Source organism: Vibrio sp. PSi01, assembly GCF_054960695.1.
Genome location: NZ_JBHNYN010000003.1, coordinates 394,251 through 420,530, shown reverse-complemented (window position 1 = coordinate 420,530; position 26,280 = coordinate 394,251). Strand labels below are relative to the sequence as shown.

Sequence of the window (26,280 nt, the reverse complement as noted above, 5' to 3'; positions counted from 1 at the left end):
TAATCTCACTTAACCATTGCGAGTGAATATGATTGAAAAAGGATGTTGAAGTTCAATAAGCAGAACGGACGAGATAGCGAAGTTTCTTACTTTCTGTCTTACAAACTAGCTAAATAAGCCGTGCAAAAACCACTGTTTATCTGGTGTTCTAAATATCCAGAGCCATCGACCGTTTTCACTGTGAGCAATAAAGTAGTCACGAATGATCTTCTCTCCGTCCCACCAGCCAGACACAATGCGCTCAGGGCCTTGAGATAAGGTGACGCTTTCGGTTAGTGCTTCGGGCTCTGGCAGTAAAATACTGGGCCTGAGTCGTTGTTGGTTGACGCTGAGAGCTATGGTTTGTTGCTCGCTCCCTGAGGGAGTTTGTCTCTTTGACACAGGTTTACTCAGTGTTGGGAGTGAATACTGATTGGCCTTTTCTGGCCTTGGGTCGTATTGTATTTTCGGTGTTTGAATGCAGGCTTGCCCAAGCTTTGCTTGCAGTAGTGAGAGCAAATCTAACGTGGCAAGTGTTCCGGTGTTACCATCAAAAAGATCATGGTAGGCCATTTGCGGTTCTCCATGACGAACCAAGGATAGGGTCAGCCCCTGAACCGGTGCTGTGAGCTTTAGTGATTCTAAGGTGAGATGCGTGAGATTTGCCCACTTTGTCGCAAGGTAATCACCTTGTGCTGAATAAAAAGAGACAGGGTGGTCGTCTTTATTTCTTAGGTGCAAAGTCAGCGTTAACTCGAAAGCCACTCGGTCACGTAACCTCAAAAAGCATTCGAGCTGATTCAACAATTTCAGCAAAGGCTTTTCGATGAATAGGATGTTTTCAATATCAAACAGCAGCTCCAAATATTGTTGGAAACTCTCTGGTGGATGATAAAAATCAATAGGGTGCTTGAACTGCCCATTAAGACGACCCACATAGTTCACCAAGTCGATATCAAAGCGGCGCGCGACATCTTGCAAAGGCAGCTTTAATAGGTCTTCTACGACATTGATACCAACACGATTCAGGCGCTCAACTTGTTTAGCAGGAAGCTCGCTTGAACTCAGCGCCTGCTGACTTACCCAAGCTTTCATTTGCTCAACATTATTCGTCGCTTGGTTGATGGATTGCTTGCCTAAAAGGATTGCAGAAAGCGGTGAATAACCCGTAGCAAAGCTGAACTGGATATTGAGCGTTTCTAAATGGCTTTTGAGTTCATGCCAGTAGTTATCTAGCCCATCGTAAAGCGACAGCATGTTAGAGGCCTTAATCAATAATCCATTAGGTGGCAGTAAGGCCATGTCGGATGTAACCAGATAGGCCCATTGAGCAATCTCTTTCAGCTTATTTTTCTCTAGCTCAATGATGTAAGGGTGAACGTGTAAGTTATGGCAAAGCGCCGCTGCAGATCCTAGCCCCATACCTAGTGTTATGCCTGATTCCAGCGCGGCTGGGTTAGCTTGCAGCACATGGTGATCTTTTTCATCCACGATGATAATAGGTTGTTCGCGTGAGTCTTTGCTTGAACCCAATTCATTAGAGTTAAACAAGGTATCCAACTGCAGAGATGGAAAGTGCAGATAAAGCCACAACATACGCTAGCCTTGCTTCGCAATAGGAAAAGCCAGCACCGTATTACCAGACAACCCGTGGTTTGAACTGTCTTCATAGATGACTTTTTCTGTGAGTAACGGCCAATTTTGGCTCATGTCTAGAATAAAGCAGCCATACGACCAACTGCCTTTCCTTTTTGTGACCTCAATCTTTAACCCTTGGGCGTGAGAAGATAGCTTCATGCTTAGAGAAACGGGTAGGGATAACTGATTATGGCTGGTGGCCTTAAAGTGAAATTGCAGACCCTTACCCGTTTCGCTTGCTGCTTGCAGGCGCTTGGTTTGGTGTATCTCTAGATCGGCTCCCCATAGCAATACCGAGTGACAGGCGCCGCTTTTAAGGCACTGCTCTGCTGCCCACAATGCATCGAGGTCGCGCTGAGGTTGGATAACGAGAATGTTCTCTAGTTCAATGCCTTGACTGCTAAAAAACTCGGCACAAATTTTCCCTGGCGGGTTAATGAATATGGCCAGTTTTTGCGAGTTTTGTTGAGCTAAATAGGGCGTAAGCAGGCGAAGTTCACCGATCCCTTGTTGTGATTCAACCTCAATAACACCGTGCGTTGGGAAGCCTCCATCAAGCTGTTTATCCAGTTGAGGATAGCCTGTCGAAGTGGTACTTCCTTGTGTTGTCGATTGTAACCCTTTCCAGATTAACTGGCGGTCTTGTAAGTTTTTTATGAGTTCATGCATAATTAAATACCTGTATATTTATACAGTATATTTAACAATGAAAAAGATGCAAAGAAAAATGATGAAAATCAGATGAACTAAATATTAGATGGTTGATTTAGATACAAAAAAAGCCGCTATTAAAGCGACTTCTTGTTATTGCTGATAATATCAGCTACTTAGGTTGAGCGTCGATACATTGGCCATTAATGTCTGTCACACTTGGGTTCATTAAGTGTAGATACAGCGGGATGATGTCGAGTGGTGTTTTCAGCTTGTTCGCATCTTCACCTGGGTAAGCTTTTGCACGCATGCGTGTTTGAGTTCCGCCTGGGTTGATTGCGTTAACACGGATGTTTGTGTCTTCAAGCTCATCGGCTAAGATCTGCATCATGCCTTCGGTAGCAAACTTTGAAATCGCGTAAGTGCCCCAGAACGCACGGCCAGAGTGACCAACCGTTGAAGAGGTAAAGACAATACGACCCGCTTCCGCTTTCTTAATGACAGGCAGTAATGCTTGAGTCATTAGAAATTCAGCTTTAACGTTGATTTGCATAACGCCATCAAACGTTTCTTCATCGATTTGATCGAATGGACTTAACGTGCCAAGCACACCTGCGTTATGCAGTAGGCCGTCTAAACGACCGAACTGTGACTCAATGGTTTCTGCCATATCAACGTAGTTCTGTTTTGTCGCGCCTTTTAAATCCAATGGGATAATCGCAGGCTGTGGGTAACCAGCGCTTTCGATTTCGTCGTAAATTAATTCAAGGTTTTTGACATTGCGGCCTAACAGAATAACAGTTGCACCATGTTGAGCGAAACTTAGCGCGGCTTGGCGACCAATGCCAGCACCGGCACCTGTAACTAAAATTACTTTATCTTTGAGGGCATCTGTAGAGATTGGGTAATCCACTGTGCTTATCCTTCTTTCTTTTATTATGTTCGTCATTCCATTGGTGTTTAATCACACAGATAAACGCAGGAATGATGAGAAATTCTTGGTAATCGTGACAAGATGGTTACAATACACTAATTCATACATTAGGGGATATGACATTGGAATTTTTGTTGGACTACGGCTTGTTTTTAGCCAAGATTGCGACCGTTGTAATCGCCATCATTGCAATTTTGGTGATTGCTAAATCGGTGGGTGGAAAATCAAGCGCAATTAAAGGTGAGCTGGAAATCACGAACCTATCTGAACACCACAAACAGACGATTGAGCAACTTGAGCACCATCTACATGATGATGCTTTCATCAAAGCCCGTGATAAAGCTGAAAAAAAAGCGGAAAAAGAAAAAGTAAAATCACGTGGCAAAGAAGTGAAAAAAGCAGCGAAAGAGGGTGAGCTTGATAGCAAGCGTGAACCACACCTATTCGTTCTCGATTTTAACGGCAGCATTGATGCTAAAGAAGTGGCTTCATTACGTGAAGAGGTAACGGCGGTGTTGGCTGTGGCTCGTGAAGGTGATGAAGTATTACTTAAGCTTGAGTCTGGCGGTGGCATGGTTCATGGCTATGGTTTGGCGTCTTCTCAACTCGACCGTATCAAAGCAGCAGGCCTGCCTCTGACTATCTCGGTAGACAAAGTAGCCGCGAGTGGTGGTTACATGATGGCATGTATCGCAGACAAAATCGTATCTGCACCTTTTGCCATTGTTGGCTCTATTGGTGTTATCGCTCAACTACCAAACTTCAACAAATTGCTTAAAAAGCACGATATTGAATTCGAACAGCTAACTGCAGGTGAGTACAAACGCACGCTTACTATGTTTGGTGAGAACAGTGATAAAGCACGCGAGAAGTTTAAAGAAGAGCTAGAGGAAACTCATGGTTTGTTTAAAGACTTCATTCATGACCACCGACCTGCGCTAGATCTTGAAAAAGTAGCAACCGGTGAACACTGGTTTGGCACACAAGCGCATGAGCTTGGGCTGGTGGATGAGATCAGCACTTCTGATGATTTAGTTGTAGCGGCATGTAAGGACAAGACGGTTCTAGCGATTCACTATGTACAGAAGAAAAAGCTTTCAGACAAACTAGCGGGCGTGGCAGGTAAATCTGCAGACAGCGTGCTGATGAAGCTGATTGAACGCGGCCAAAAGCCGATTGTTTAAGCTTATTTAGCTTTAGCTCTAGTATCTAGGTTTAGTGCCTTGCGTCTATTGAAGACGTTTGAGCCTTAAAAAGAAAGCGCATAAGTCATCAGACTTATGCGCTTTTTATTGCTCCACTTCCGAGCGGGTTGACCACTATGTTGTAGGGGGAGCGGAGTCTTATACCAATCACTTACTTTGATTGGTATTAAATCTTGGATCCATAATCGTTACGTTTTGGACACGTCGTGAGGATTTCTCTATGGCCTGTGTCTTTGAGCTCTTCCAAAATGACATCAAAGCCCCATAAGCGATAGAGATGCTTCATCACTTCATCGTAGCCTTTATCAAGCGGGATACGGTCATGAGGGACATATTGCAATGTCATTGAACGGTCACCACGAACATCCACATTAAACACCTGAATATTCGGTTCAAGGTTACTTAGGTTGTATTGTGCAGCCAGTTTTTCTCTAATCAAGCGATAGCCAGGATCATCGTGAATTGCACTAACTTCGATGGTATTTTTACGGTCGTCGTCGAGTACTGAGAATAGCTTAAAGTCACGAATGATCTTTGGAGAAAGGTATTGGCTGATGAAGCTTTCATCTTTGAAGTTGTGCATCGCAAAGTGAACCGCCTCTAACCAATCACTGCCGGCTAATTCAGGGAACCACTCCTTATCTTCATCGGTTGGCTCTTCACAGATACGTCGGATGTCTCTAAACATCGCAAAGCCAAGTGCATAAGGGTTTATCCCACTGAAATAAGGGCTGTTGTAGGCGGGTTGAGCAACCACACTGGTGTGACTGTGTAGGAACTCTAAGATGAACTTATCACTCACCAAACCTTCGTCGTAAAGGTGGTTCAGAATGGTGTAATGCCAGAAGGTAGCCCAACCCTCATTCATTACCTGTGTTTGTTTTTGAGGATAGAAATACTGGCTTACCTTACGAACGATACGAACACATTCACGTTGCCAAGGTTCAAGCAGTGGCGCGTTCTTTTCAATAAAGTAGAGGATGTTTTCTTGAGGCTCACTCGGGAAACGAACTTTTGTTGTTTCTTCCTTACTTTTATTTTGAGGAACGGTTCTCCATAGCTCATTCACTTGAGATTGCAGATAAGCTTCACGCTCTTCTTGTCTCGCCGTCTCTTCAGCAATCGAGATCTTTTCTGGGCGTTTGTACCTGTCTACGCCGTAATTCATCAGCGCATGACAAGAGTCGAGAAGTTGTTCTACTTCTGAAACACCGTATTTTTCCTCACAATCCGCGATGTATTTTTTAGCGAACAATAGATAATCAATAATCGAACTTGCGTCTGTCCAAGTTTGGAACAGATAGTTACCTTTAAAGAATGAGTTGTGGCCGTAACAAGCGTGAGCCATAACGAGCGCCTGCATAGTGACGGTGTTCTCTTCCATCAAGTAAGCGATACATGGATCCGAGTTGATCACGATCTCGTACGCTAACCCCATTTGGCCATGTTTATAGTTTTGTTCGGTTTGAATGAACTTCTTACCAAATGACCAATGGTTATAGTTGATAGGCATACCAATACTTGAGTAGGCATCCATCATCTGTTCAGAGGTAATGACTTCAATCTGGTTCTGGTAAGTATCTAAACGGTAATGCTGGGCCACACGCTTAATTTCAACGTGGTATTGTTCTAACAGGTTAAAGGTCCAGTCAGGGCCGTCAGGCAGCATCTTGTCGTTTTTCTTCTGCGTAGCCTTGTCTCTATCTGCAATGTTTGATTTCGCTGTCATGGCAAGCCCCCTTATGCTGTCTCTTTCTGGAACAACTCTCTAAATACTGGAAAGATATCTTCTACGGTCTTGATGTTTTTCATTGCGAAGTTATCAAAGCTACTTTCTAGTTTTTCGTATTCATGCCAAAGCGTTTGGTGAGAACGGCGTGTGATTTCGATATAAGAGTAATATTGACAGGTTGGTAAAAGTTTCTTAACCAGCAGTTCTTTACAGCGAGGCGAATCGTCGGCCCAGTTATCACCATCAGAGGCCTGTGCGGCATAGATGTTCCATTCACCGGCAGGATAGCGGTCAGCAACGATTTCATTCATTAATTTGAGAGCGCTGGAAACGATGGTACCCCCGGTCTCTTGAGAGTAGAAGAACTCATGCTCATCGACTTCTTTGGCTTGTGTATGGTGACGAATAAACACGACATCGACGTTTTCGTAGGTTCGGTTGAGGAATAGGTAAAGTAGAACATAAAAACGCTTAGCGATATCTTTAGTCGCTTGGTCCATTGAGCCAGATACATCCATTAAACAGAACATCACGGCTTGGCTAGATGGGATAGGGCGCTTCTCGTAGTTTTTATAACGTAAGTCAAAGGTGTCAATGAACGGTACGCTTTCGATTTTCTTACGTAACTCGGCAATTTCTTCTTTTAATCGACTCTCTTCAAATGGTTGAGCGGGTTCTGTCATCTTAACTTGGTCAAGTTGTTCCATCAGTAGATTCAGCTCGCGTCTTTTCCCTGCTGTCATGGCAGTTCTACGCGCGAGAGATTGCTGTAGAGAACGTACAATCGCAATGTTGGACGGAATCCCTGCACTCTGATACCCAGAGCGATGGGTTTTCCATTCAGTGATTTTATTGACCTGATTTTTTTCAAGGTTAGGGAGTGCCAAGTCTTCAAAGAGAATATCAAGATACTCATCTTTGGAAATTTGGAAGGTAAACTCGTCTTGACCTTCGCCATCAGGGCTGGCGTCACCTTCGCCAGAGCCACCACCTTGTCCACCACCTTTAGGGCGCTCGATTTTATCGCCGGTAATGAACTGATCGTTACCTGGATGAACGCGTTCTCTTCGACCTCCTTGGCCTTGATGAAAACTAGGTTCTTTTATGTCTTTATGAGGAATCGTAACATCCTCACCCGTTTCAGTATTGGTGATTGAGCGTCGGTTGACTGCATCGGCCACAGATTCTTTGATTTGCTCTTTATGGCGTCTTAAGAAGCGCTGTCTGTTTACAGCACTCTTATTTTTGCCATTGAGCCTCCGATCGATAAATTGTGCCATAAGAACTCCCTCTCAGCTGATGTCGCGATCCTACTTTTTATTCGGGTATAAGAGTTATTGGTTTATTAACGTATAAAGTTATTGATTAGTACGAGCTGCTCACCTGAACAGCTCAAAACCGTTTCATTATGAGGATTTGCGAACTCTTAGGTACCACTCGGATAGCAGTCTGACTTGTTTTTCGGTGTAGCCTTTTTCCATCATACGAGCAACGAAGTCGTCATGTTTTTTCTGGTCATCCGTTGAGGTTTTAGCATTGAACGAAATAACAGGAAGCAGCTCTTCTGTGTTGGAGAACATTTTCTTCTCAATCACAGTGCGAAGCTTCTCGTAACTGGTCCAGACTGGGTTTTGACCGTTGTTGTTGGCTTTGGCACGAAGCACAAAGTTCACTATCTCGTTTCGGAAGTCTTTCGGGTTGCTGATACCGGCTGTTTTTTCGATTTTCTCCAGTTCACCATTCAGTGAAGCTCGATCAAATAGCTGGCCTGTTTCTGGATCGCGGTACTCTTGATCTTGAATCCAGAAATCAGCATAAGTCACATAGCGGTCGAAGATGTTTTGACCATACTCAGAGTAAGACTCTAGATATGCGGTTTGAATCTCTTTGCCGATGAACTCGACGTAACGAGGTACTAGGTATCCTTTCAAGAACTCAAGGTACTTCTCTGCGGTTTCTTGAGGGAATTGCTCACGTTCGATTTGCTGTTCAATTACGTAGAACAGATGAACTGGGTTAGCAGCGACTTCGGCTTGGTCGAAGTTAAACACACGAGAGAGGATCTTAAAGGCGAAACGTGTTGATAGCCCAGACATGCCTTCGTCAACACCAGCATAGTCTCGATATTCTTGGTAGCTTTTCGCTTTTGGATCGGTGTCTTTTAGAGTTTCACCATCGTAAACACGCATTTTTGAGAACAGAGAAGAGTTTTCCGGCTCTTTCAGTCTGGACAGGATGCTGAATTGCGATAGCAGATCGAGTGTGCTTGGCGAACAAGGGGCTTTGGATAGCTCACTGTGTTCAAGCAGTTTCTTGTAGATCTTAACTTCTTCAGAGACGCGCAGACAGTAAGGGACTTTTACAATGTACACACGGTCGAGGAAGGCTTCGTTGTTTTTGTTGTTACGGAAGGTCTGCCACTCAGATTCGTTCGAGTGAGCTAAAATCATACCGTCAAATGGCAGTGCAGAAAGCCCTTCGGTACCGTTGAAGTTGCCTTCTTGTGTTGCCGTTAGTAGAGGGTGCAGTACCTTGATTGGCGCCTTGAACATCTCTACGAATTCCATAACACCTTGATTTGCTTTACATAGCGCCCCCGAGTAACTGTAGGCATCAGGATCATCTTGAGAGAAGTGCTCAAGTTTACGAATATCCACTTTACCAACCAAAGAAGAAATATCTTGGTTGTTTTCATCACCTGGCTCAGTTTTCGCGATCGCAACTTGATCGAGAATAGAAGGACGTAACTTGATGACTTTGAATTTGGAAATATCACCGCCAAAATCGTGCAGGCGTTTTGCTGCCCACGGAGACATAATTGAGCGAAGGTAGCGTTTCTCAATGCCATATTCGTTCTTCAATAAGTCGCCATCTTCGTTTACATCGAACAGGCAGAAAGGATGATCGTTAACTGGGCTTCGTTCACCGTCAGCAGACAATACATAGATTGGCAGTTTTTGCATCAGTGCTTTAAGCTTTTCAGCAAGAGAAGATTTACCACCGCCCACAGGGCCAAGGAGATAAAGGATTTGTTTACGTTCTTCTAAACCTTGCGCAGCATGTTTTAGGTAAGAAACAATCTGTTCAATCGCATCTTCCATGCCGTAGAAATCTTTAAATTCGCTGTAGCGTGAGATGACTCGGTTCGAGAAAATACGACTGAGGTGAGGGTCTTGAGCGGTGTCAATGACCTCTGGTTCACCAATGGCCAGTAGTAAGCGCTCAGCAGCATTAGCATAAGCACTCTTATCGTCTTTACACAGCCCCAAGAATTCTTGCAGTGTCAGCTCTTCTTCCTTGGCTGCTTCATAACGTGATTGATAGTGGTCAAAAATACTCATAGTCACATTCCCCTTGTTAACCAGTCAAAACTGACGAGCGATTGAAAAATAGGCTCTCCCTACAATTTAAGGTTAGACCCGCTTCCACAATTTTGCTTAACAATTATGTATTTATTTACAATTTTGCGTGTGGAAAGTGTTGTGAAAGCAATGGGCAACTTGAGGTGAGTAGAATGAAATTATTTTGTATTCGAGGTGGCTAAGCGTTTGTTTTGTGATTTTAAGAAGATTTCCAATTCTCATACTGTATTTATACCTATTCGACGTATAACTGAGCTCTATTAATTCTATGGGATTGAAAACCATATAAGGCGTGGCGTTATCAAAAATTGTTCAATAAATAGGTAGATATAGCGAAGAATAATGGATTAGAAACGGTCGTCATCGGCGCCGCAATATTAGTAACGACAAATGTATACGCGAGAGTCTCATAGTGGTCGCTTGGCGTTACAGTTTCTTATTCATCAACGGTCTATAAAAATACACCGTCAAACCGTGTTGTGATCCCTATGTGTAGACTGGGATGGTCAGTACTTTATTGGTTTAGGTGGTTACTTACATTTGACGCCAAATATCCGAATCACTGGTGGCGTTCGTAATATCAATCTTGAAGGAGATATAGAGCATAGCCCAATACTTGAAAGTGGTATCAACATGGCTGTGAACGTCGGTGTTGCTTACGTCTTCTCGTTGCTTTGGTTTTTCTTTCTAAATGCTGACATTAAAAAAGGGTTACTCATGATGATTAACCCTTTTCTTGAAACTTTTTAAAAGTTATCGCTGATCTATTAACGTATTAAGCGCTAAAGATCTGAGATAGTTCTGTCGAACATAGGTGGTACTGACGAGGACAGTTGCGCCATGTTGTTAACATGCGGCGGTATTTCTCTAACATTGGCATTTGGCTGTTGAAATGGTGATCAGCTTTGTCGAATTGAGGGTAAAGACCTTCAGAATCTACAAGGAAACGCACGTAATGCACGATTTGAGCTTCAGATGCTATATCAAAACCTAGGAACTGAAGACGACGCTGGTCAACTTCAGCACGCTCTTGCTCTGCAAGCATTTTGTTCGACTCTTGCATAGCATGGTACATTTCCATGATGTCGATAATTTCACGACATTCAGCTTCAGTCAAACAACCGAATTCTTTGTTAAGTTCACGCATTTGGAGCTCGTAACCACGTTCTACAATCGTTTGTAGACGCTGGTATTTCGCCGAGTTCTCAGGGTTCATTTGAGACATTAGGTAGTATTGATTTGATAGAATTAGACGCTGAGCATTGGTCATTTCCATGGGATGAGCCTCACTAAAAAACTAAATGTTATATTCTTTTGTTGCAGTAAGAGTAACAGCATTCCTACGCGTGGAAACATGATCTCAACACGGATTTAATATGATTTTTTTAATTGATAAACAAAAGTTGTAAAGAAAAGTGAAAGGATAGTTAGCGCTAGAAAAGAAAACGCCCCAATCGAAATTGAGGCGTTTAAAATAGAGGTTGAGCATCGTCTGCAGTATTAGTATTTTACGTTTGAATGATACTGGCTAAGTACTGTAACAATCTCGTCCATTTTCTCTTTACTTGGCGGATTTGTACCTTCAAGAGGGTAGTCAAAGCCAAGCGCTTCCCATTTATGAGCACCAAGCTTGTGGTACGGAAGAAGCTCGACTTTCTCGATGTTATCCATGTCTTTAATGAATTCACCTAGAAGATGAGCATCTTCTGGTGTGTCGGTGTAGCCCGGAACAATCACATAACGAATCCAAGTTTTCTTGCCAATCTTGTGTAGGTAGCGTGCAAAATCCAGTGTACGTCTATTGGATACACCAATGAAATCGTGGTGAATCTCATCTCGCATGTGCTTTAGATCTAACATTACGAGATCAGAAGCTTCTAGAACTTCGTCAACCACTTCTGTGTGCTTACGAATGTAGCCGTTAGTGTCGAGACAAGTATGAATGCCTTCAGCTTGAGCTGCACGGAAAAAATCACGAACAAACTCTGGTTGTAGCATGGCTTCACCGCCAGAACATGTGATACCACCACCGGAAGCTTTCATAAAGTGACGGTATGATTTTGCTTCGTTGATGATCTCTTCAACTGTTACTTCTTTTCCATCATGAAGATCCCATGTATCGCGGTTATGGCAGTACATACAACGCATTAAGCAGCCTTGAAGAAACACAATAAAGCGGATACCAGGGCCATCGACAGTACCACAAGATTCGAATGAGTGAATGCGACCAGTTGTAGACATGAGCTATTCTCGTAGAGGAATTTATACCGTTTATTTTATTACAAAAACGGTACATAAAATAGGGTCAAATGGTAACGAGGCCCTTAAAAATAAAGGCAATCACCGGTCAAGGTGATTGCCTTTAATAAACTTGGAAAGTAAAGGATGAAAGCCCTTACTAGTGGCTAGAAAAAAGCAAACATGGTGATACCACCAGTGGTGTACACTGACTCTTTTGCTTCTTTGTAATCTGGTGTTTTTGCTGTTAGTGCGAAAGATGCACCAACGTATTGATTATACCAAGCAACACCCAATACAGCCGTTGCTTGAATGTTCTCTAAAGTAACATCGTAAATAGCTGGGTCTTGGTTATTTTTATTAGCGTACTCGTCAACACCTGAACGATCACCTTCGATAGTCAGGTCATTGAATCGGTAACGACCCTCAAGGCCTGCGTAAGTAAACCAACCATTGTTTGATGCACCAATCATACCCGGTCGGAATGGGTTTTCAGTAGTGATATTGGCCGCGCCAAAGTTGCCGCCTAAATCGGTACCCCAACGGAACATAAAGCCTGTTTGGATATCACTTCTAAAGTTACCTACATTGATTTCTGAGATGTTTGATATTTCAAAGTCTGTGTTCGCAATAGATTGGTTACGCATAAGATTGAAATGGCTTAAGTAACCGACGCTGCCAGCGTACTCGTCATCTATTTGATATTCCCAGCCCATAGGCTCGTCCGATTTCGTGATCGAGTGAACCAGTTTTTGAGCGTCTTCGGAAAGTGCACGCTCACCCGTTGTACCAAAGGTGATGTTAAAGCGTTGGGCTTGCTGTGGATGCAGGCTGATGTAATTGAACTCGGTATGCAGGTAACCTGCATATGGACGATCATTGGCTGAAGGTGTTTCTAGTTCAATATCCGAAGGCGTATACATTTTGTGGCCAATGGTGATTTCCCACTTATCTAAAGAACTTGCGCCCCAATAGGAAAGACTTAGTGGTTTGGCCCAATTGTAAGGAGTAATACTTGATGATGTGTAAGCCAGAAATAAACCGTTGGTATAGTCTTGGTCGACGCCAAAGATGCCATCGTTGTCTAACGCAAAAGTTAATGTAGAACGTTCAGATGCCAATGATGAAAAAGAGAGAAGGATCAGTGGTAAACAACGAAGGTATTTCATGTAGCAGTTACTCTAAAATTATGAACCGAGATAGTATCGTAGTTTGCATGAATTTGTGGAAAAAAAGTGAATGGAAGGGGGCTTTTTTGCTCAATCTAACACTTTGAGAGGTTGGTTAAATCAGTACGATTTATGTCAGATATAAAAAAGCCCCGCACATTGGCGAGGCTAATTAATATTACTGAATGGTCAGTTTAAGCGTTTAAGCTTATAGAGACTCAGTAAATGTACGTGCGATTACGTCAGCTTGCTGCTCTGAAGTCAGAGAGTTGAAGCGTACAGCGTAACCAGAAACACGAATCGTTAGCTGAGGGTACTTCTCAGGGTGCTTAACTGCGTCTTCAAGAGTTTCGCGGTTAAGAACGTTAACGTTAAGGTGTTGACCACCTTCAATGCCAGCTTCGTGGTGGAAGTAACCATCCATTAGGCCTGCAAGGTTAGCACGTTGGCTGTCTTGTTCTTTACCTAGTGCGTTTGGCACGATAGAGAACGTGTAAGAGATACCATCTTGTGCGTCAGCAAACGGTAGTTTACCTACAGACGTTAGTGAAGCTACAGCGCCTTTCTCATCACGACCGTGCATTGGGTTAGCACCAGGAGCGAAAGGAGCACCAGCACGACGACCGTCTGGAGTGTTACCTGTTTTCTTACCGTATACCACGTTAGATGTGATAGTAAGAACTGACTGTGTAGGGATAGAGTTACGGTAAGTCTTAAGCTTACGGATCTTGTTCATGAACGTAGAAACTAGTTCACAAGCAATGTCATCTACACGAGAGTCGTTGTTACCGTATTTAGGGTAATCACCTTCGATTTCGAAGTCAGTTGCAATGCCATCTTCGTCGCGGATTGGTTTAACAGTCGCGAATTTGATTGCAGACAGTGAGTCAGCTGCAACAGATAGACCAGCAATACCACAAGCCATAGTACGACGAACGTCACGGTCATGAAGAGCCATTAGAGACGCTTCGTAGCTGTACTTATCGTGCATGTAGTGGATGCTGTTTAGTGCAGTCACGTATTGCTTCGCTAACCAGTCCATGAAGTGATCTAGACGGTCCATTACTTTATCGTAATCAAGAACAGCGTCAGTCATTGGAGCTTCTTTAGGACCAACTTGCATCTTAAGTTTTTCGTCCATACCGCCGTTGATTGCGTAAAGCATTGTTTTCGCAAGGTTAGCACGAGCACCGAAGAACTGCATTTGCTTACCAACGATCATTGGAGATACACAACAAGCGATAGCGTAATCATCAGAATCAAGGTCAGGACGCATTAGGTCATCATTTTCGTACTGGATAGAAGAAGTATCGATAGATACCTTCGCACAGAAACGTTTGAAGCCGTCAGGTAGTTGCTCAGACCAAAGAACAGTGATGTTTGGCTCTGGAGAAGGACCCATTGTGTATAGAGAGTTTAGGAAACGGAAGTTCGAACGCGTTACTAGCGTACGACCGTCGATACCCATACCACCCATAGACTCTGTTGCCCAGATTGGGTCGCCAGAGAATAGCTCATCGTACTCAGGAGTACGTAGGAAACGAACCATACGTAGCTTCATTACGAAGTGGTCGATCATTTCTTGAGCTTGGTCTTCTGTAATCTTACCAGCAGCGATATCGCGCTCGATGTAGATGTCTAGGAAAGTCGAAGTACGACCTAGAGACATTGCAGCACCGTTTTGAGATTTAACAGCAGCTAGGTAGCCGAAGTAAGTCCACTGGATAGCTTCTTGAGCAGTTTGAGCTGGCTCAGAGATATCGAAACCGTACTTCTCAGCCATTTGCTTGATTTGACCTAGAGCACGATGTTGCTCAGAGATCTCTTCACGCAATTGCATTGTTGCAGTAAGATCTTCGCCGTTCTCGAAACGCTCTTGTAGAGAAGCGAATTGAGCAGCTTTGTCTTTCATTAGGAAATCAATACCGTAAAGTGCAACACGACGGTAGTCACCAATGATACGACCACGGCCGTAAGCATCAGGAAGACCAGTCAGAACACCAGACTTACGACATTTTAGGATATCAGGAGTGTAGATATCGAAAACGCCAGCATTGTGTGTTTTGCGGTATTCTGAGTAGATTTTTGAAACCATTGGGTCAAGAGTTTCACCGTATGCTTTACAAGAACCTTCAACCATACGTACACCACCGTTAGGGATGATTGCACGTTTTAGTGGCTTCTCTGTTTGTAGACCAACGATAGTCTCAAGATCTTTCTCAATGTAACCTGCATCGTGAGCAGTAATGGTAGAGATAACAGAAGTATCGAAATCTACAGGTGCTTTAGTTGCGTTTTCCTGTTTGATACCTTCCATTACCGAAGACCAAAGCTTGTTAGTCGCTTCAGTACCCTCAGAAACTAGGAAAGACTCGTCGCCTTCATACGGCGTGTAGTTCTTTTGAATGAAATCACGAACGTTTACTTCGCTTTGCCACTCACCTGCAGCAAAATCTTCCCAAGCTTTAGCAAATTGCTCTGCCATGACATACCTACCTTTTTAGTAGAAAAAATACGTACATTAACACTGTTGAGCCAGCGCCCCTCGTAAGGGTAGTACACTCTTATTAATAACAATATATATGAGCATATAAGCGTCATATGGTTATATATATTGTCACTACCTTTTATATGTTGTCTTTACTCTATGCATTTAAGACTACGCTAAAAAATTCCTGCAAACCTTAAACTAAATCAATAAATACCAAAAAAAGTTGAAAAGATTTGAGTGACAAGGGTTGCCACCCAAACTTTTTTTTAATCCGAATACTACTTATGTGTAGTAAGGACTATTATAGCCAAGCTTTCAGGCCATATTGACTTTCTAGCATACCAACCGCAAGCATTGCTACCAGACAGATAACCAAAACGCCGACAGGGATAACAATCTTGTCTACAAATGATAGACGCTTCGCACGTTCTTTATCACCAATTAGACCGTTGTTATCAAGAAGCATCGTTAATGCCCATGCTAATACTGGGTTAACAACCGCTGAACCGAAGATACAGATACCCGCTGCTTGAGAATCTTTTGAATCCTTGACCATTTGCATACCCGCTTCAAGTAGAGGTAGTGATACACCTACAAGTAGTGCTACACGCATTACTGGTGGCCATACTGCAACGTCCATTGGGAAACCAAGGATTGCAACAATAATACACAGAGAACCAAGCAAGATAGCGCCGCCAGGGATTGGACGTTTCGCGATTGCTGCTGGGATCATGTAAGTACCCCAAGAAGATGTGATGTTACCACCACCTACTGCAGTACCGACCATTTGACGAACAGAACACATCGTCATTGTGTCATCTACGTCCATCAGAACTTTTTCAGAACGTTTAGGGTAGTTCAGCTCTTGGAAGATACGGTGACCTAGGAAGTCTGGTGACCACATTGCTACTGCAAGAATAGCGAACGGTAGCGAAGCGATGAAGTGCTCAACATTTGGCAAGCCAAGCATCCAACCTTCAGAAGTCGAACCCCACCAGTAAACTGGGTTTAGGTTTGGAATGCCCATTTCAGTTTCGAACACGATATCGAAACCAGCGCCTAATGCTAATGCAATAGCAAGGCCTGTAAACGCACAAACTGGAATAGCTAACCAACGCTTGTTCACTTTTGCTAAGAAAGCGTAGATAGCAATAGTAATAGCAAGAACGATAAGACCCACGTAACCCATGCTACCCGCTTCAACAGTAGAAGATTGAAGACCAACCGCCCATGCTTGAATTGAGTTGATTTGGCTCATGGTACCGGTTAAGCCTAAGAATATGAGCAAGCCACCTGCTGTACCTTCAGAAGTTAGGTTAACAAGTTTAGATCCGCCTTTTAGGAAACTTAGGATGAGACCGAACACACCGATCAGGATGGCCAATGCAAGAGGGTGAGCACCAGCGAGAGCGATGGTACCGATAAGAGGGATCATTGGGCCGTGGTTGCCGGCAAGGTTTGCTTTAGGGTTAAAGAAACCAGAAGCAAGGATACAAAACAGTAGTGCAGGAATAAGCATTTCTACACGAGCGACTTCAATTGCGAAGTCTTTACCTAGGTTTACGTGATCCCAAGCTTGAGTTAGGCCATCAGCCCACGACATCATTACTGCAGAGTACATCGCAATGATGCCAATAGTACCAGCAAGTGCAGGAACAAGATCTTCAAGTTCAAAGCGGAAGTCACGACCTGGAAGGTTTAAACCGAAGCGGCGAGGCTTCATGATTTGAAGTTCGTGATCTAGATAATCTGAGCGGCTCTCAAATTCAGAAGCAGGACGGTGTAGCTCTTTATAGCTTTTCTCTTCTACTTCAGAGTTCGCATTATTGACAACGTCTGACATAGATTCCTCATATTTTTATGTTAGTAATTCTAAAATTGAATTCTATAAGTTCGCGTAATTGCGTTATTTCTTAGTTATAACTCATTAACATTATGTTGCACGGTTTTGCTGTGCTTTATGCAGTTAAGTTAAAAGAAATGTTTGGCATTTTTAATGCCTTATTTTGTGTTGAGGAGTCTAACAAGCTTACCCTTTAGGGTGATTGATCTTGATCACTTTATGAGTGTATGTGAAAGAAAGCTACAAAACGCAGCGATTCATTAACGTACCATTGATAAAAAGTGTAATTTGTTTTCACAAACTGACGTTAACCTCTATTACTCGAGCCTTGGTGGTTAAAGCATATGCTGCAAACCTAAATCTTATTGAGTTATTTCACTATTATTGGATTACCTTCGATCGCTAGAGAAATACTTACAATGTAATAACCTTAAAATTACTGTGCCTTATAGTGTGTTGTGTATGGCTCTATGAGCGTTATATTTTTTGTCAGCGACATTTTCTAGCACACAAAATTTGTTTTGCTAGTAAGACATCGAGCTACGTAAATCTCATTTTGATTAACTTTATGTAAACAATGTAAGAGTGGTAATTACGACTTATTGATAGAACTCATTCATTAAATTGAGGGGAAAACGCTACCTTTTGCATAATAAGTCAGAGTGAATCGCTATTTATTCCAAATTCTTAGGTTAATAATTTGTTGCATGTTAATCCGTGTGGTGCTAGTTTGTATCGCATGAAAAGGTCGGAGTACCTTGCATTTTCACAAACTTGGGAGAGAAAGCGCATGAAAGATGTACCAGCGCTGGACATAAAGGATTTACACAAGACGTTTGGTCAAAATGAAGTTTTAAAGGGAATTTCACTTTCTGCGCATAAAGGCGATGTAGTATCGATTATCGGATCTTCAGGGTCGGGTAAAAGTACTTTCCTTAGATGTATCAATCTTTTAGAGACACCTACTGCTGGCGAGATTTGGGTTAACGGCGAATTAATTCAGATGAAAAACAACCGCCAAGGTGTTTCTGTGCCTGCTAACGAAAAACAAGTACAGCGAATCCGTTCTCGCCTAGCCATGGTTTTTCAGGGTTTTAACCTATGGTCTCACCTGACTGTCCTCGAAAATGTTATTGAAGCACCTGTTCATGTCTTAGGTGTACCTAAAGCTCAAGCGATTGAAAATGCAGAGCTACTGCTTAAAAAAGTAGGTTTGTATGAGCGCAAAGATTACTACCCAGGCCATTTGTCTGGCGGGCAACAACAACGTGCTGCGATTGCAAGAGCGTTAGCCGTTGATCCTGAAGTGATGTTATTCGATGAGCCAACATCGGCGCTTGACCCAGAGTTAGTAGGTGAAGTTCTTGGCGTAATGCGTGACTTAGCAGAAGAAGGAAGAACCATGCTTGTGGTAACACATGAAATGGCTTTTGCTCGTGATGTATCAAACCATGTGATGTTTCTCCATCAAGGTTTAGTGGAGGAACAGGGCGATCCAGCTAAACTGTTTACGGAACCTGAATCTGAACGATTACAACAATTTATCTCTTCGATTTACTAATCAGAATTGAAATGCCGTCGCCAAGGTAAACAGCGGCGGTGTGAACAATGAAACACAACAAGTACAGTAATAACAAACACAATATTAAAAACTAGCAAAACATAAAAACCTAAATCACAGGAGTAGGGATATGAAAAAGTGGTTATTAGTCGCGGCACTTGCTGCAACTGCTGCAACGGGCGTAGCTCAAGCAAAAGAATGGAAAACAGTACGCTTCGGTATTGAAGGTGCTTATCCTCCATTTAGCTGGACAGAAGCTGATGGTTCACTGAAAGGCTTCGATGTTGATATGGCTAACGCGCTTTGTACTGAAATGCAGGTGCAGTGTAAGATCGTTGCACAAGATTGGGATGGTATTATTCCTTCTCTACTTGCTCGTAAATATGATGCGATCATCGCGGCAATGTCTATCACGGAAGAGCGTAAGAAAAAAATCGATTTCACTGGTAAATACGCACTTATCCCAAATAAGTTCATCGCTAAGAAAGGCGCAGGCCTTAACTTTGACGATCTAAGTGGTCAAAAAATTGCGGTTCAACGTGCAACAACCCACGATAAATACCTGACAGATAACTACGGTGACACAGTAGAAATCGTTCGTTACGGTTCATTCGATGAAGCTTACCTTGATCTAGCAAACGGCCGTGTTGCTGCTGTACTAGGTGATGCATCTGCTCTAGAAGAAGGTGTCCTAAACAAAGCTGGTGGTGAAGACTACGAGTTTGTAGGCCCATCACTAACGGATCCTAAGTGGTTCGGTGAAGGTTTTGGTATTGCTCTACGTAAGCAAGACAAAGATCTGACTAAGCAATTAGATGCGGCAATCCTTTCACTTCGTGAAAAAGGCATCTACCAAGATATCGCTGCTAAATACTTCAACTACGACGTATACGGTCAGTAATCTCTAGCGCCAATTCTTAAGGGAGAGGCTCTCCTCTCCCTGTCTTACCAACTTTTCGCAGTTCTGTTGGAATTCATTATGTTTGATTTACAAGGATATGAAGCTTCGATCCTGAAAGGGGCGGTGCTTACAATCGAAGTTGCCTTGCTGTCGCTAATTTTAGCTATGGTTCTTGGTATGCTAGGTGCCTTAGCAAAACTCGCGCCTTATCGTTGGGCTCGCGCTATCGCAACCCTCTATACAACCGTCATTCGAGGCATTCCCGATCTAGTCTTGATGATGCTGATTTTCTTTGGTGGACAAATCCTTCTAAACAACAGTTTGTATTCCATCAATGAATGGCTCAATGAGTGGTTCACATCAAGTGATCCTAACCACGAATGGACCGCTTACTTACCTGATTATATCGATGTCAGCCCATTCATTGCTGGTGTCTTAACCATTGGCTTTATCTTTGGCGCTTACATGGCTGAAACTTTCCGTGGAGCAATCATGGCGGTTGATAGCGGTGAAATGGAAGCAGCAAAAGCTTATGGCATGGGCCCTGTCTTAGCATTCCGCCGTATCCTATTACCGCAAATGATTCGTCACGCATTGCCAGGTTTCGGTAACAACTGGTTGGTTCTACTCAAGACTACCGCGTTGGTTTCCATTATCGGTTTAGAAGATATGGTGCGTGTTAGCGCATTGGCGGCGGGTTCAACCAAAATGCCATTTACCTTCTATATGACAGTGGCACTTATCTTCCTATTCTTCACCAGTGTTTCGACGGGCTTACTTAAGTTGGTTGAACGTAAATTCAGCATCCACGCGAGGTAGTTATGGACTTTTCATTGATAATTGAAAGCCTGCCGATTTACCTTAGTGGTTTATGGACAACGGCTTGGATGGTTTGCGTAGCTTTGATCATTGGCTTATGTGTAGCCATACCATTAGCTATCGCTCGTAACAGCCCAAATATGCTGATTAACGCTCCTGCTTGGTCGTTCATCTATTTCTTCCGTGGTACGCCATTATTGGTGCAGTTGTACCTGATTTACTACGGAATGGATCAGTTCTTCCCTGTAAAAGATACACTATGGGAAAATGCATGGTTTTGTGCTTTGGTGGCATTCATCCTTAACACATCGGCATACACAGCTGAAATCATTCGCGGTGCGATTAACGGCTTACCAAAAGGTGAAGTTGAAGCAGCAAAAGCGTATGGCATGAGCACACCTAAGACATACCGACGTATCATTCTGCCAAGTGCACTACGTCGTGCATTACCGGCTTACAGTAACGAAGTTATCTTTATGCTTCACGGCTCAGCCGTTGCAGGTATTGTGACGATTATGGATCTAACGGGTGCAGCTCGTTTGGTTAACTCTCGCTACTATGCTCCGTTTGAATCTTTCCTAACAGCAGGTCTGTTTTACATGGGGTTGACGTTTATCATCATTGCGATTTTCAAATTCGCAGAGAAACGTTTCTTAGCTTACTTAAGACCACTTAGCTAATTACACATCATAATTAACAAAACGGCGCTTCTATAGCGCCGTTTTTTATGAGCAGATTCTGTTGCTGTTGATTACTTAAACGTCGACCAAATTGGCGCGTGGTCAGACGGCTTTTCGATGCCACGCAGTTCGTAATCGATGCCTGCTTCAGTACACTTATCAGCAAGCTTCTGAGTCGCAAGTACTACATCAATTCGTAGGCCGCGGTTGTCCACGAAACCTTTTGAGCGGTAGTCAAACCACGAGTATTGGTCGTTTACTTCAGGGTGCAGTAAGCGGAAGCTATCTACAAAACCCCAATCCATCAGTGTTTTCAACCATTCTCGCTCTTCTGGTTGGAAAGAGCACTTACCTGTTTTCAACCAACGTTTCGCATTAGGTTCACCGATGCCGATGTCTGCGTCGATAGGGCTGATATTAATGTCGCCCATCACAATGACTTGTTCGTCTTTGTTGTGGTAGTCATTTAGGTAAGTCATCAAGTCTTTGTAGAACTGGCGTTTGTACGGGTATTTGGTCTCGTGCTTGATGTTGTCCCCTTGAGGGAAGTAACCATTTAGCACGGTCACCTTCTCACCATTTTCATCTTCAAACGTCGCCATGATCATACGCTTTTGATGGTCTTCATTGTCAGTAGGAAACCCTTTCTGCACAGAGATAGGCTCTTGCTTACACAACATTGCCACACCGTAGTGGGCTTTTTGACCGTGGAAGTAAACCTTGTAGCCCATTGCTTCAACATCAGCAATTGGGAAGGCTTCATCGTGTACTTTTATCTCTTGCAGGCCAATCACGTCGGGTTGGTGTTTGTCGATAATAGCTTGCAGTTGGTGAAGGCGGGCTCTAAGGCCGTTGATGTTGAAGCTAATTACTTTCATTTGTTTTTATACCTCTCGTAAACCTTTGTCACTGCTTGTCTTTAAAGGTTTTTTGATTTGGTGGATTTCATGGTTCATCGTATTTAACCATGCTTAATAATTTATGTCGCCACTTTGTAGAGACAAAGTGGCGACATAAAATGATGTGAATACTTACAGTTACGTAGAATCTATTGAGTCTTTAGTAAATCAAAAAAGAAAGCGTATTCAAGTGCGTATTCTTTCAATCGCTTAAATCGACCAGAAGCGCCACCGTGACCGGCTTCCATATCGGTTTTGAATAGCAACACGTTGTTGTCTGCTTTCATCTCACGCAACTTCGCGACCCATTTCATTGGCTCAAAGTACTGTACTTGTGAGTCATGGAGGCCTGTCGTTACCAACATATTCGGGTAGTTTTGCACTTTTATATTGTCGTATGGTGAGTAACCCAACATGTAATCGTAGTAGGTTTTATCGTTCGGGTTGCCCCATTCATCATACTCGTTGGTGGTTAGAGGAATCGATTCATCAAGCATGGTTGTCACAATGTCTACAAACGGAACATGCGCACCAATACCACGGTACAGTTCTGGTGCTTGGTTGATGATTGCTCCCATCAATAGACCGCCAGCAGAACCACCAACAGCGAACACTTTATCTTTTGCGCCGTAGCCTTCTTCAATAAGCCCTTTGGTTACATCAATAAAGTCGTTGAACGTGTTTTGTTTGGTCAGTTTTTTGCCATCTTCATACCAAGGGCGACCAAGCATTTCTGAACCGCGGATATGTGCGATTGCATAAACAAAACCTCTATCCAGTAGGCTTAGGCGAGTTGAGCTGAAGGTCGGTTCAATAGTAGATCCGTAAGATCCGTAACCATATTGGTAGATTGGATTAGTGCCGTCTTTCTTGAATAAATCTTTGCGATAAACCAAAGAGACAGGTACTTGCTTACCATCGCGAACCGTAATCATGATTCGCTCTGATTGATAGTTATCTGCTTCGAAATCACCTAATACGGGTGTCTGCTTCTTGATTTCGGATTCACCTGTATTTAGGTCGAAATCATAATAAGTACCTGGTGTGGTTAAGCTGCTGTAATAGATACGAACTTTTGAGTTATCTAATTCATAGTTACTCGTTAGGTAAGCGGCAAATGCGGTGTCGTTGAATTCAAGTGGGAACTCGTTGCCTGTTGAGAGTTGGCGAACTTTCACTGTCGATAAGCCACCCGCACGTTGCTCGTAAACAAGATGGTCATCAAACAACTCGAAATCAACAAGCTGAGTATTATCGTCTGCTGGGATGACATCGACCCATTTTGAGCGGTCATGCATGTCTTTGGTTGTGACTTTCATCAAACGGAAGTTGACAGCTTGGTAGTTGGTGTAGATGTAATACCAATCACCTAGCTTAGCGATGCTGTACTCAATGCCGGTCTCTTTTGGGTAGAAAGCCTCAGCTGTAGCCTTTGGGTTGTTGGCATCTATGACTGAAACACCGCTAGTTTCTGTGCTCGAGTGCCAAATGTAGACCTGTTCACCATCTTTGCTTTTACTCAAAGAGGTGTAGTAAGCGCTATCGGTTTCTTCGTAGATTAACTCATCGCTTGCCTGATCTGTGCCTAAAACGTGGCGGTAAACTTGATAACCTAGCAATGTTTGTGGATCTTTCTTGATGTAGTAAAAGGCTTGGTTGTCGTTTTGCCACGCGATAGCACTTGAAGCACCTTTAATTTCGTCTTTTAGGTACTCACTGGTTGTGAGGTCTTTGATCTTGATGGTGTAAATACGGCGACTCAGTGTATCTTCGCCGTAGGCCAACAAATTTTCGTTTGGACTAACCGTTAAACCGCCAATACTGAAGAATTCATGCTCTTTTGCCAGTTTGTTAACGTCTAAGATGATTTGCTTGTCTGTGCCTACAAAGTCTTTTGCACGTAAGTGAACTGGGTATTCGTTGTCACCTGTGACTTCATTCGAGTAGTAGTAGCTGCCTTTTCGAACCGGTACCGAATTGTCGTCTTTCGCGATTCGGCCTTTGATCTCTTCGAATAATTGTTCTTGTAATATTTCCGTGTGTTTCAACACGGTCTTTGCGTACTGATTCTCTTGCTCTAGGTGCTGTAAGATCTCTGGATCTTGGCGTTCGTCATCACGCATCCAGTAGTAATCATCGATTCGGGTGTCACCATGAATCGTCATTGCATGAGGGACTTTTTTAGCAACGGGTGCTTGAGTTTGCTGAACGATGAGTTGTGATTGAGCGTAATGGTTCATGGTTGGTATTCCTTGATTGCTGCATCCGGCGACAAGTGCGACCGATACGGCTAATGTGGTTAAAGCGAAACGCATCTGTATATCCTTAGTGTGCACCTTACTCGTTTTAATGCCAGCATCCTTTAGTGGTTAGTTTTCTTCCAGTGATGTTAGTTATAATTGGATTCTGGATAGGCACTTTCAGCGCAAGTGTCTGTTATTGTTTTCAAAAAATCAAAGTAATGTTAAATGAAATTGCTGATAATTGAGAGTGGAAGGAATAGATGTGAAACAAAAAAGGACACACTTTTCAATATATCCCTCTTCGTTGTTTGGGCAGGGTTCGAGTTTTACTTTAGATAGCCAATGGCATTTCGTTTGAATGGTCAGGTTTACGGTTAACCCAATGTAAACCAAGCATGGCGATGAATGACATTGCAATCATCAAGCAACCGAGTGGCAGTTGGTCTTGAGTAGGGAAGAACGATGCCAATAGTGTTGCGATGCCAGCGCCTAGGTTTTGCATACCACCGAGGATCGCGCCCCCTGTACCTGCGTGGAATGGGAATGGCGAAAGCGCTCCCGTTGTTGCAGCTGGAAATAAGATACCAGCGCCTAAGAAGTAAATCGTTGCACCGCCAATCAAAGTTAATGCTGTTGTTTGACCGAATAGACCCGGTATCAACACCACTGTTGAGCCTACCAAGATAGCAACTAGACCAACATTCAGCACGCGGCGCTCAGTACGACGTTGTGCGATGTAACTAGATAGGCCTGCACCGACTAAGTAACCCGGAATGGGTAAGACAAACAACAAGCTTACTGTAGTTGCAGGTAATCCAAGTACGCCGCCAAGCAGCACGCCTGCCGCTGCTTCAAATACGGCTACGCCCGCGAATGTTGCGACTAGCACCAGTAAGAAACCTTGGAAACGTTTGTCAGACAGAACGAATTTGTAGCTGTTGGCAACCGATTCATGCTTGCGTCGTTCTCTTGGCAGTGTTTCCATCATGCTCGTCATCATGGTGATCACAACAGCGATGCCAAACAGCGCAAGGAACAAGTAGCTAGAACGCCAGCCGAAAACTTCTGTTAGGTAACCACCCAATACAGGAGCCATCAATGGTGAGAAAATCACACACATGCTAATTAAGCTGTTTGCACGGTGTAGTTCTGCGCCTTCAAAACAGTCGCGAGTCAATGTTCGAGACATCGCACCGCCACAACCGATGCCCAAACCTTGGATAAAGCTACCCGCTAAGAACCATTCATATTCGTGAGCGAATAATGCCACCAAAGTACCGATGATATAGATGATCAAACCAGCAACGATGATTGGCTTACGGCCTAAGCGATCAGAAAGAGGGCCGTAGACAAATTGTGACAGACCATAAGGGATGAGGTAACACGCCATCACGGCTTGGAGTGAAGACGCAGAAACTAAGAACTCACCCGACATCTGACCGATAGAAGGCACGTACATCGTTTGAGTCATTTGACCTACGGCAGTCAGAATAGCGATTAAAAAGGTAAGTTTCGCTAATGGAAACGAGGCGGACATTTGCGTATCTCTCCAAAAAATAAAGACGTAAAAAGCCTTAGCGCTCCTTTGAGGAGAGCCAAATGAATAAAGTGTTCAGGGAATCTAGGCGCGAGATATTAGATCTTGAATGCCGAGTTAGCAATCAAAAACTGTGAAGTTGATCAAGATGAAAATCTATAGTTTGGATTATTAAAACTAATCCGAAGTTGTTGCGATTTCAAGATGAAAATGCGGCGTTGGATTCCTTGAAATGTTTATGCTCTGGCTATGTTCAAGGTGTTAGATCAATAGCCACATAACCTATGAATATCTGAGTACATTATTTTGAGATCGCAGAAACAAAAGATCAAAAATGCGGCCTATTAACATTTATGTAAACTTTCGTTTTATATGTGTGCAATTTGTGCTGTAATCAT

General features: G+C 43.3%; 19 protein-coding genes and 1 pseudogene. 6 read left to right on the top strand and 14 right to left on the bottom strand.

Annotated elements, in window-relative coordinates; genetic code table 11:
* Positions 1-105: 105 nt before the first annotated feature.
* The 3 genes from ACFI6G_RS07170 to ACFI6G_RS07160 form a co-directional block, all read right to left on the bottom strand.
* On the bottom strand, positions 106-1,575 hold the full coding sequence (locus ACFI6G_RS07170; protein WP_016783826.1) for a Y-family DNA polymerase: 1,470 nt from the start codon (positions 1,573-1,575) through the stop codon (positions 106-108).
* Positions 1,576-1,578: 3 nt separating this feature from the next.
* Complete coding sequence (gene imuA, locus ACFI6G_RS07165) at positions 1,579-2,286, bottom strand: translesion DNA synthesis-associated protein ImuA (protein ID WP_016792974.1); 708 nt, start codon at positions 2,284-2,286, stop codon at positions 1,579-1,581.
* 154 nt (positions 2,287-2,440) lie between these two features.
* Positions 2,441-3,181: a YciK family oxidoreductase gene (locus ACFI6G_RS07160; protein WP_016792973.1), complete on the bottom strand. Its 741-nt coding sequence runs from the start codon at positions 3,179-3,181 to the stop codon at positions 2,441-2,443.
* A gap of 137 nt (positions 3,182-3,318) precedes the next feature.
* Here ACFI6G_RS07160 and sohB point away from each other — a divergent pair, with 137 nt between their 5' ends.
* Complete coding sequence (gene sohB, locus ACFI6G_RS07155) at positions 3,319-4,386, top strand: protease SohB (protein WP_165906396.1); 1,068 nt, start codon at positions 3,319-3,321, stop codon at positions 4,384-4,386.
* A gap of 187 nt (positions 4,387-4,573) precedes the next feature.
* Here sohB and ACFI6G_RS07150 read toward each other — a convergent pair whose 3' ends face one another.
* The 3 genes from ACFI6G_RS07150 to ACFI6G_RS07140 form a co-directional block, all read right to left on the bottom strand.
* Entirely contained in the window at positions 4,574-6,136 is a 1,563-nt protein-coding gene (locus tag ACFI6G_RS07150) for a SpoVR family protein (RefSeq protein ID WP_010437342.1), read from the bottom strand.
* An 11-nt stretch (positions 6,137-6,147) separates the two neighbouring features.
* Positions 6,148-7,419 (bottom strand): YeaH/YhbH family protein, encoded by a 1,272-nt coding sequence (locus tag ACFI6G_RS07145; protein WP_010437344.1) that lies wholly within the window; start codon positions 7,417-7,419, stop codon positions 6,148-6,150.
* 126 nt (positions 7,420-7,545) lie between these two features.
* A complete protein-coding gene (locus ACFI6G_RS07140) occupies positions 7,546-9,480 on the bottom strand; it encodes a PrkA family serine protein kinase (RefSeq protein ID WP_010437346.1) in 1,935 nt (644 codons plus the stop codon).
* Positions 9,481-9,996: 516 nt separating this feature from the next.
* Here ACFI6G_RS07140 and ACFI6G_RS07135 point away from each other — a divergent pair.
* A pseudogene (locus ACFI6G_RS07135) lies at positions 9,997-10,167 on the top strand (MipA/OmpV family protein); the annotation flags it as partial.
* Between the two features lie 109 nt (positions 10,168-10,276).
* On the opposite strand, the gene ACFI6G_RS07130 reads toward ACFI6G_RS07135, so the two are convergent.
* The 5 genes from ACFI6G_RS07130 to ACFI6G_RS07110 form a co-directional block, all read right to left on the bottom strand.
* Positions 10,277-10,777, bottom strand: a complete 501-nt coding sequence (locus tag ACFI6G_RS07130; protein WP_010437350.1) for a YfbU family protein — start codon at positions 10,775-10,777, stop codon at positions 10,277-10,279.
* Between the two features lie 224 nt (positions 10,778-11,001).
* Positions 11,002-11,742 (bottom strand): pyruvate formate lyase 1-activating protein, encoded by a 741-nt coding sequence (gene pflA / locus ACFI6G_RS07125; RefSeq protein ID WP_102298213.1) that lies wholly within the window; start codon positions 11,740-11,742, stop codon positions 11,002-11,004.
* Between the two features lie 164 nt (positions 11,743-11,906).
* On the bottom strand, positions 11,907-12,908 hold the full coding sequence (locus ACFI6G_RS07120) for a lipid A deacylase LpxR family protein (RefSeq protein ID WP_010437355.1): 1,002 nt from the start codon (positions 12,906-12,908) through the stop codon (positions 11,907-11,909).
* A 208-nt stretch (positions 12,909-13,116) separates the two neighbouring features.
* On the bottom strand, positions 13,117-15,393 hold the full coding sequence (gene pflB / locus ACFI6G_RS07115; RefSeq protein ID WP_010437357.1) for a formate C-acetyltransferase: 2,277 nt from the start codon (positions 15,391-15,393) through the stop codon (positions 13,117-13,119).
* Between the two features lie 307 nt (positions 15,394-15,700).
* Positions 15,701-17,242, bottom strand: a complete 1,542-nt coding sequence (locus ACFI6G_RS07110; protein WP_016767646.1) for a DUF3360 family protein — start codon at positions 17,240-17,242, stop codon at positions 15,701-15,703.
* Between the two features lie 790 nt (positions 17,243-18,032).
* On the opposite strand from ACFI6G_RS07110, the gene ACFI6G_RS07105 reads away from it, so the two are divergent.
* The 4 genes from ACFI6G_RS07105 (at position 18,033) to ACFI6G_RS07090 (ending at position 21,203) form a co-directional block, all read left to right on the top strand.
* Positions 18,033-18,803, top strand: a complete 771-nt coding sequence (locus ACFI6G_RS07105) for an ABC transporter ATP-binding protein (protein ID WP_004736532.1) — start codon at positions 18,033-18,035, stop codon at positions 18,801-18,803.
* A gap of 130 nt (positions 18,804-18,933) precedes the next feature.
* A complete protein-coding gene (locus ACFI6G_RS07100; protein WP_010437364.1) occupies positions 18,934-19,704 on the top strand; it encodes an ABC transporter substrate-binding protein in 771 nt (256 codons plus the stop codon).
* Positions 19,705-19,782: 78 nt separating this feature from the next.
* Positions 19,783-20,523: an ABC transporter permease gene (locus tag ACFI6G_RS07095; protein WP_004736534.1), complete on the top strand. Its 741-nt coding sequence runs from the start codon at positions 19,783-19,785 to the stop codon at positions 20,521-20,523.
* 2 nt (positions 20,524-20,525) lie between these two features.
* Positions 20,526-21,203, top strand: a complete 678-nt coding sequence (locus ACFI6G_RS07090) for an ABC transporter permease (protein ID WP_004736535.1) — start codon at positions 20,526-20,528, stop codon at positions 21,201-21,203.
* 71 nt (positions 21,204-21,274) lie between these two features.
* On the opposite strand, the gene xthA is transcribed toward ACFI6G_RS07090, so the two are convergent.
* The 3 genes from xthA to emrD form a co-directional block, all read right to left on the bottom strand.
* Positions 21,275-22,081, bottom strand: coding sequence for an exodeoxyribonuclease III (xthA, locus tag ACFI6G_RS07085; protein WP_010437369.1), 807 nt, complete (start codon positions 22,079-22,081; stop codon positions 21,275-21,277).
* Positions 22,082-22,251: 170 nt separating this feature from the next.
* Complete coding sequence (locus ACFI6G_RS07080) at positions 22,252-24,342, bottom strand: S9 family peptidase (protein ID WP_193846502.1); 2,091 nt, start codon at positions 24,340-24,342, stop codon at positions 22,252-22,254.
* 334 nt (positions 24,343-24,676) lie between these two features.
* Positions 24,677-25,882: a multidrug efflux MFS transporter EmrD gene (gene emrD / locus ACFI6G_RS07075; RefSeq protein ID WP_016787163.1), complete on the bottom strand. Its 1,206-nt coding sequence runs from the start codon at positions 25,880-25,882 to the stop codon at positions 24,677-24,679.
* Positions 25,883-26,280: the final 398 nt, after the last annotated feature.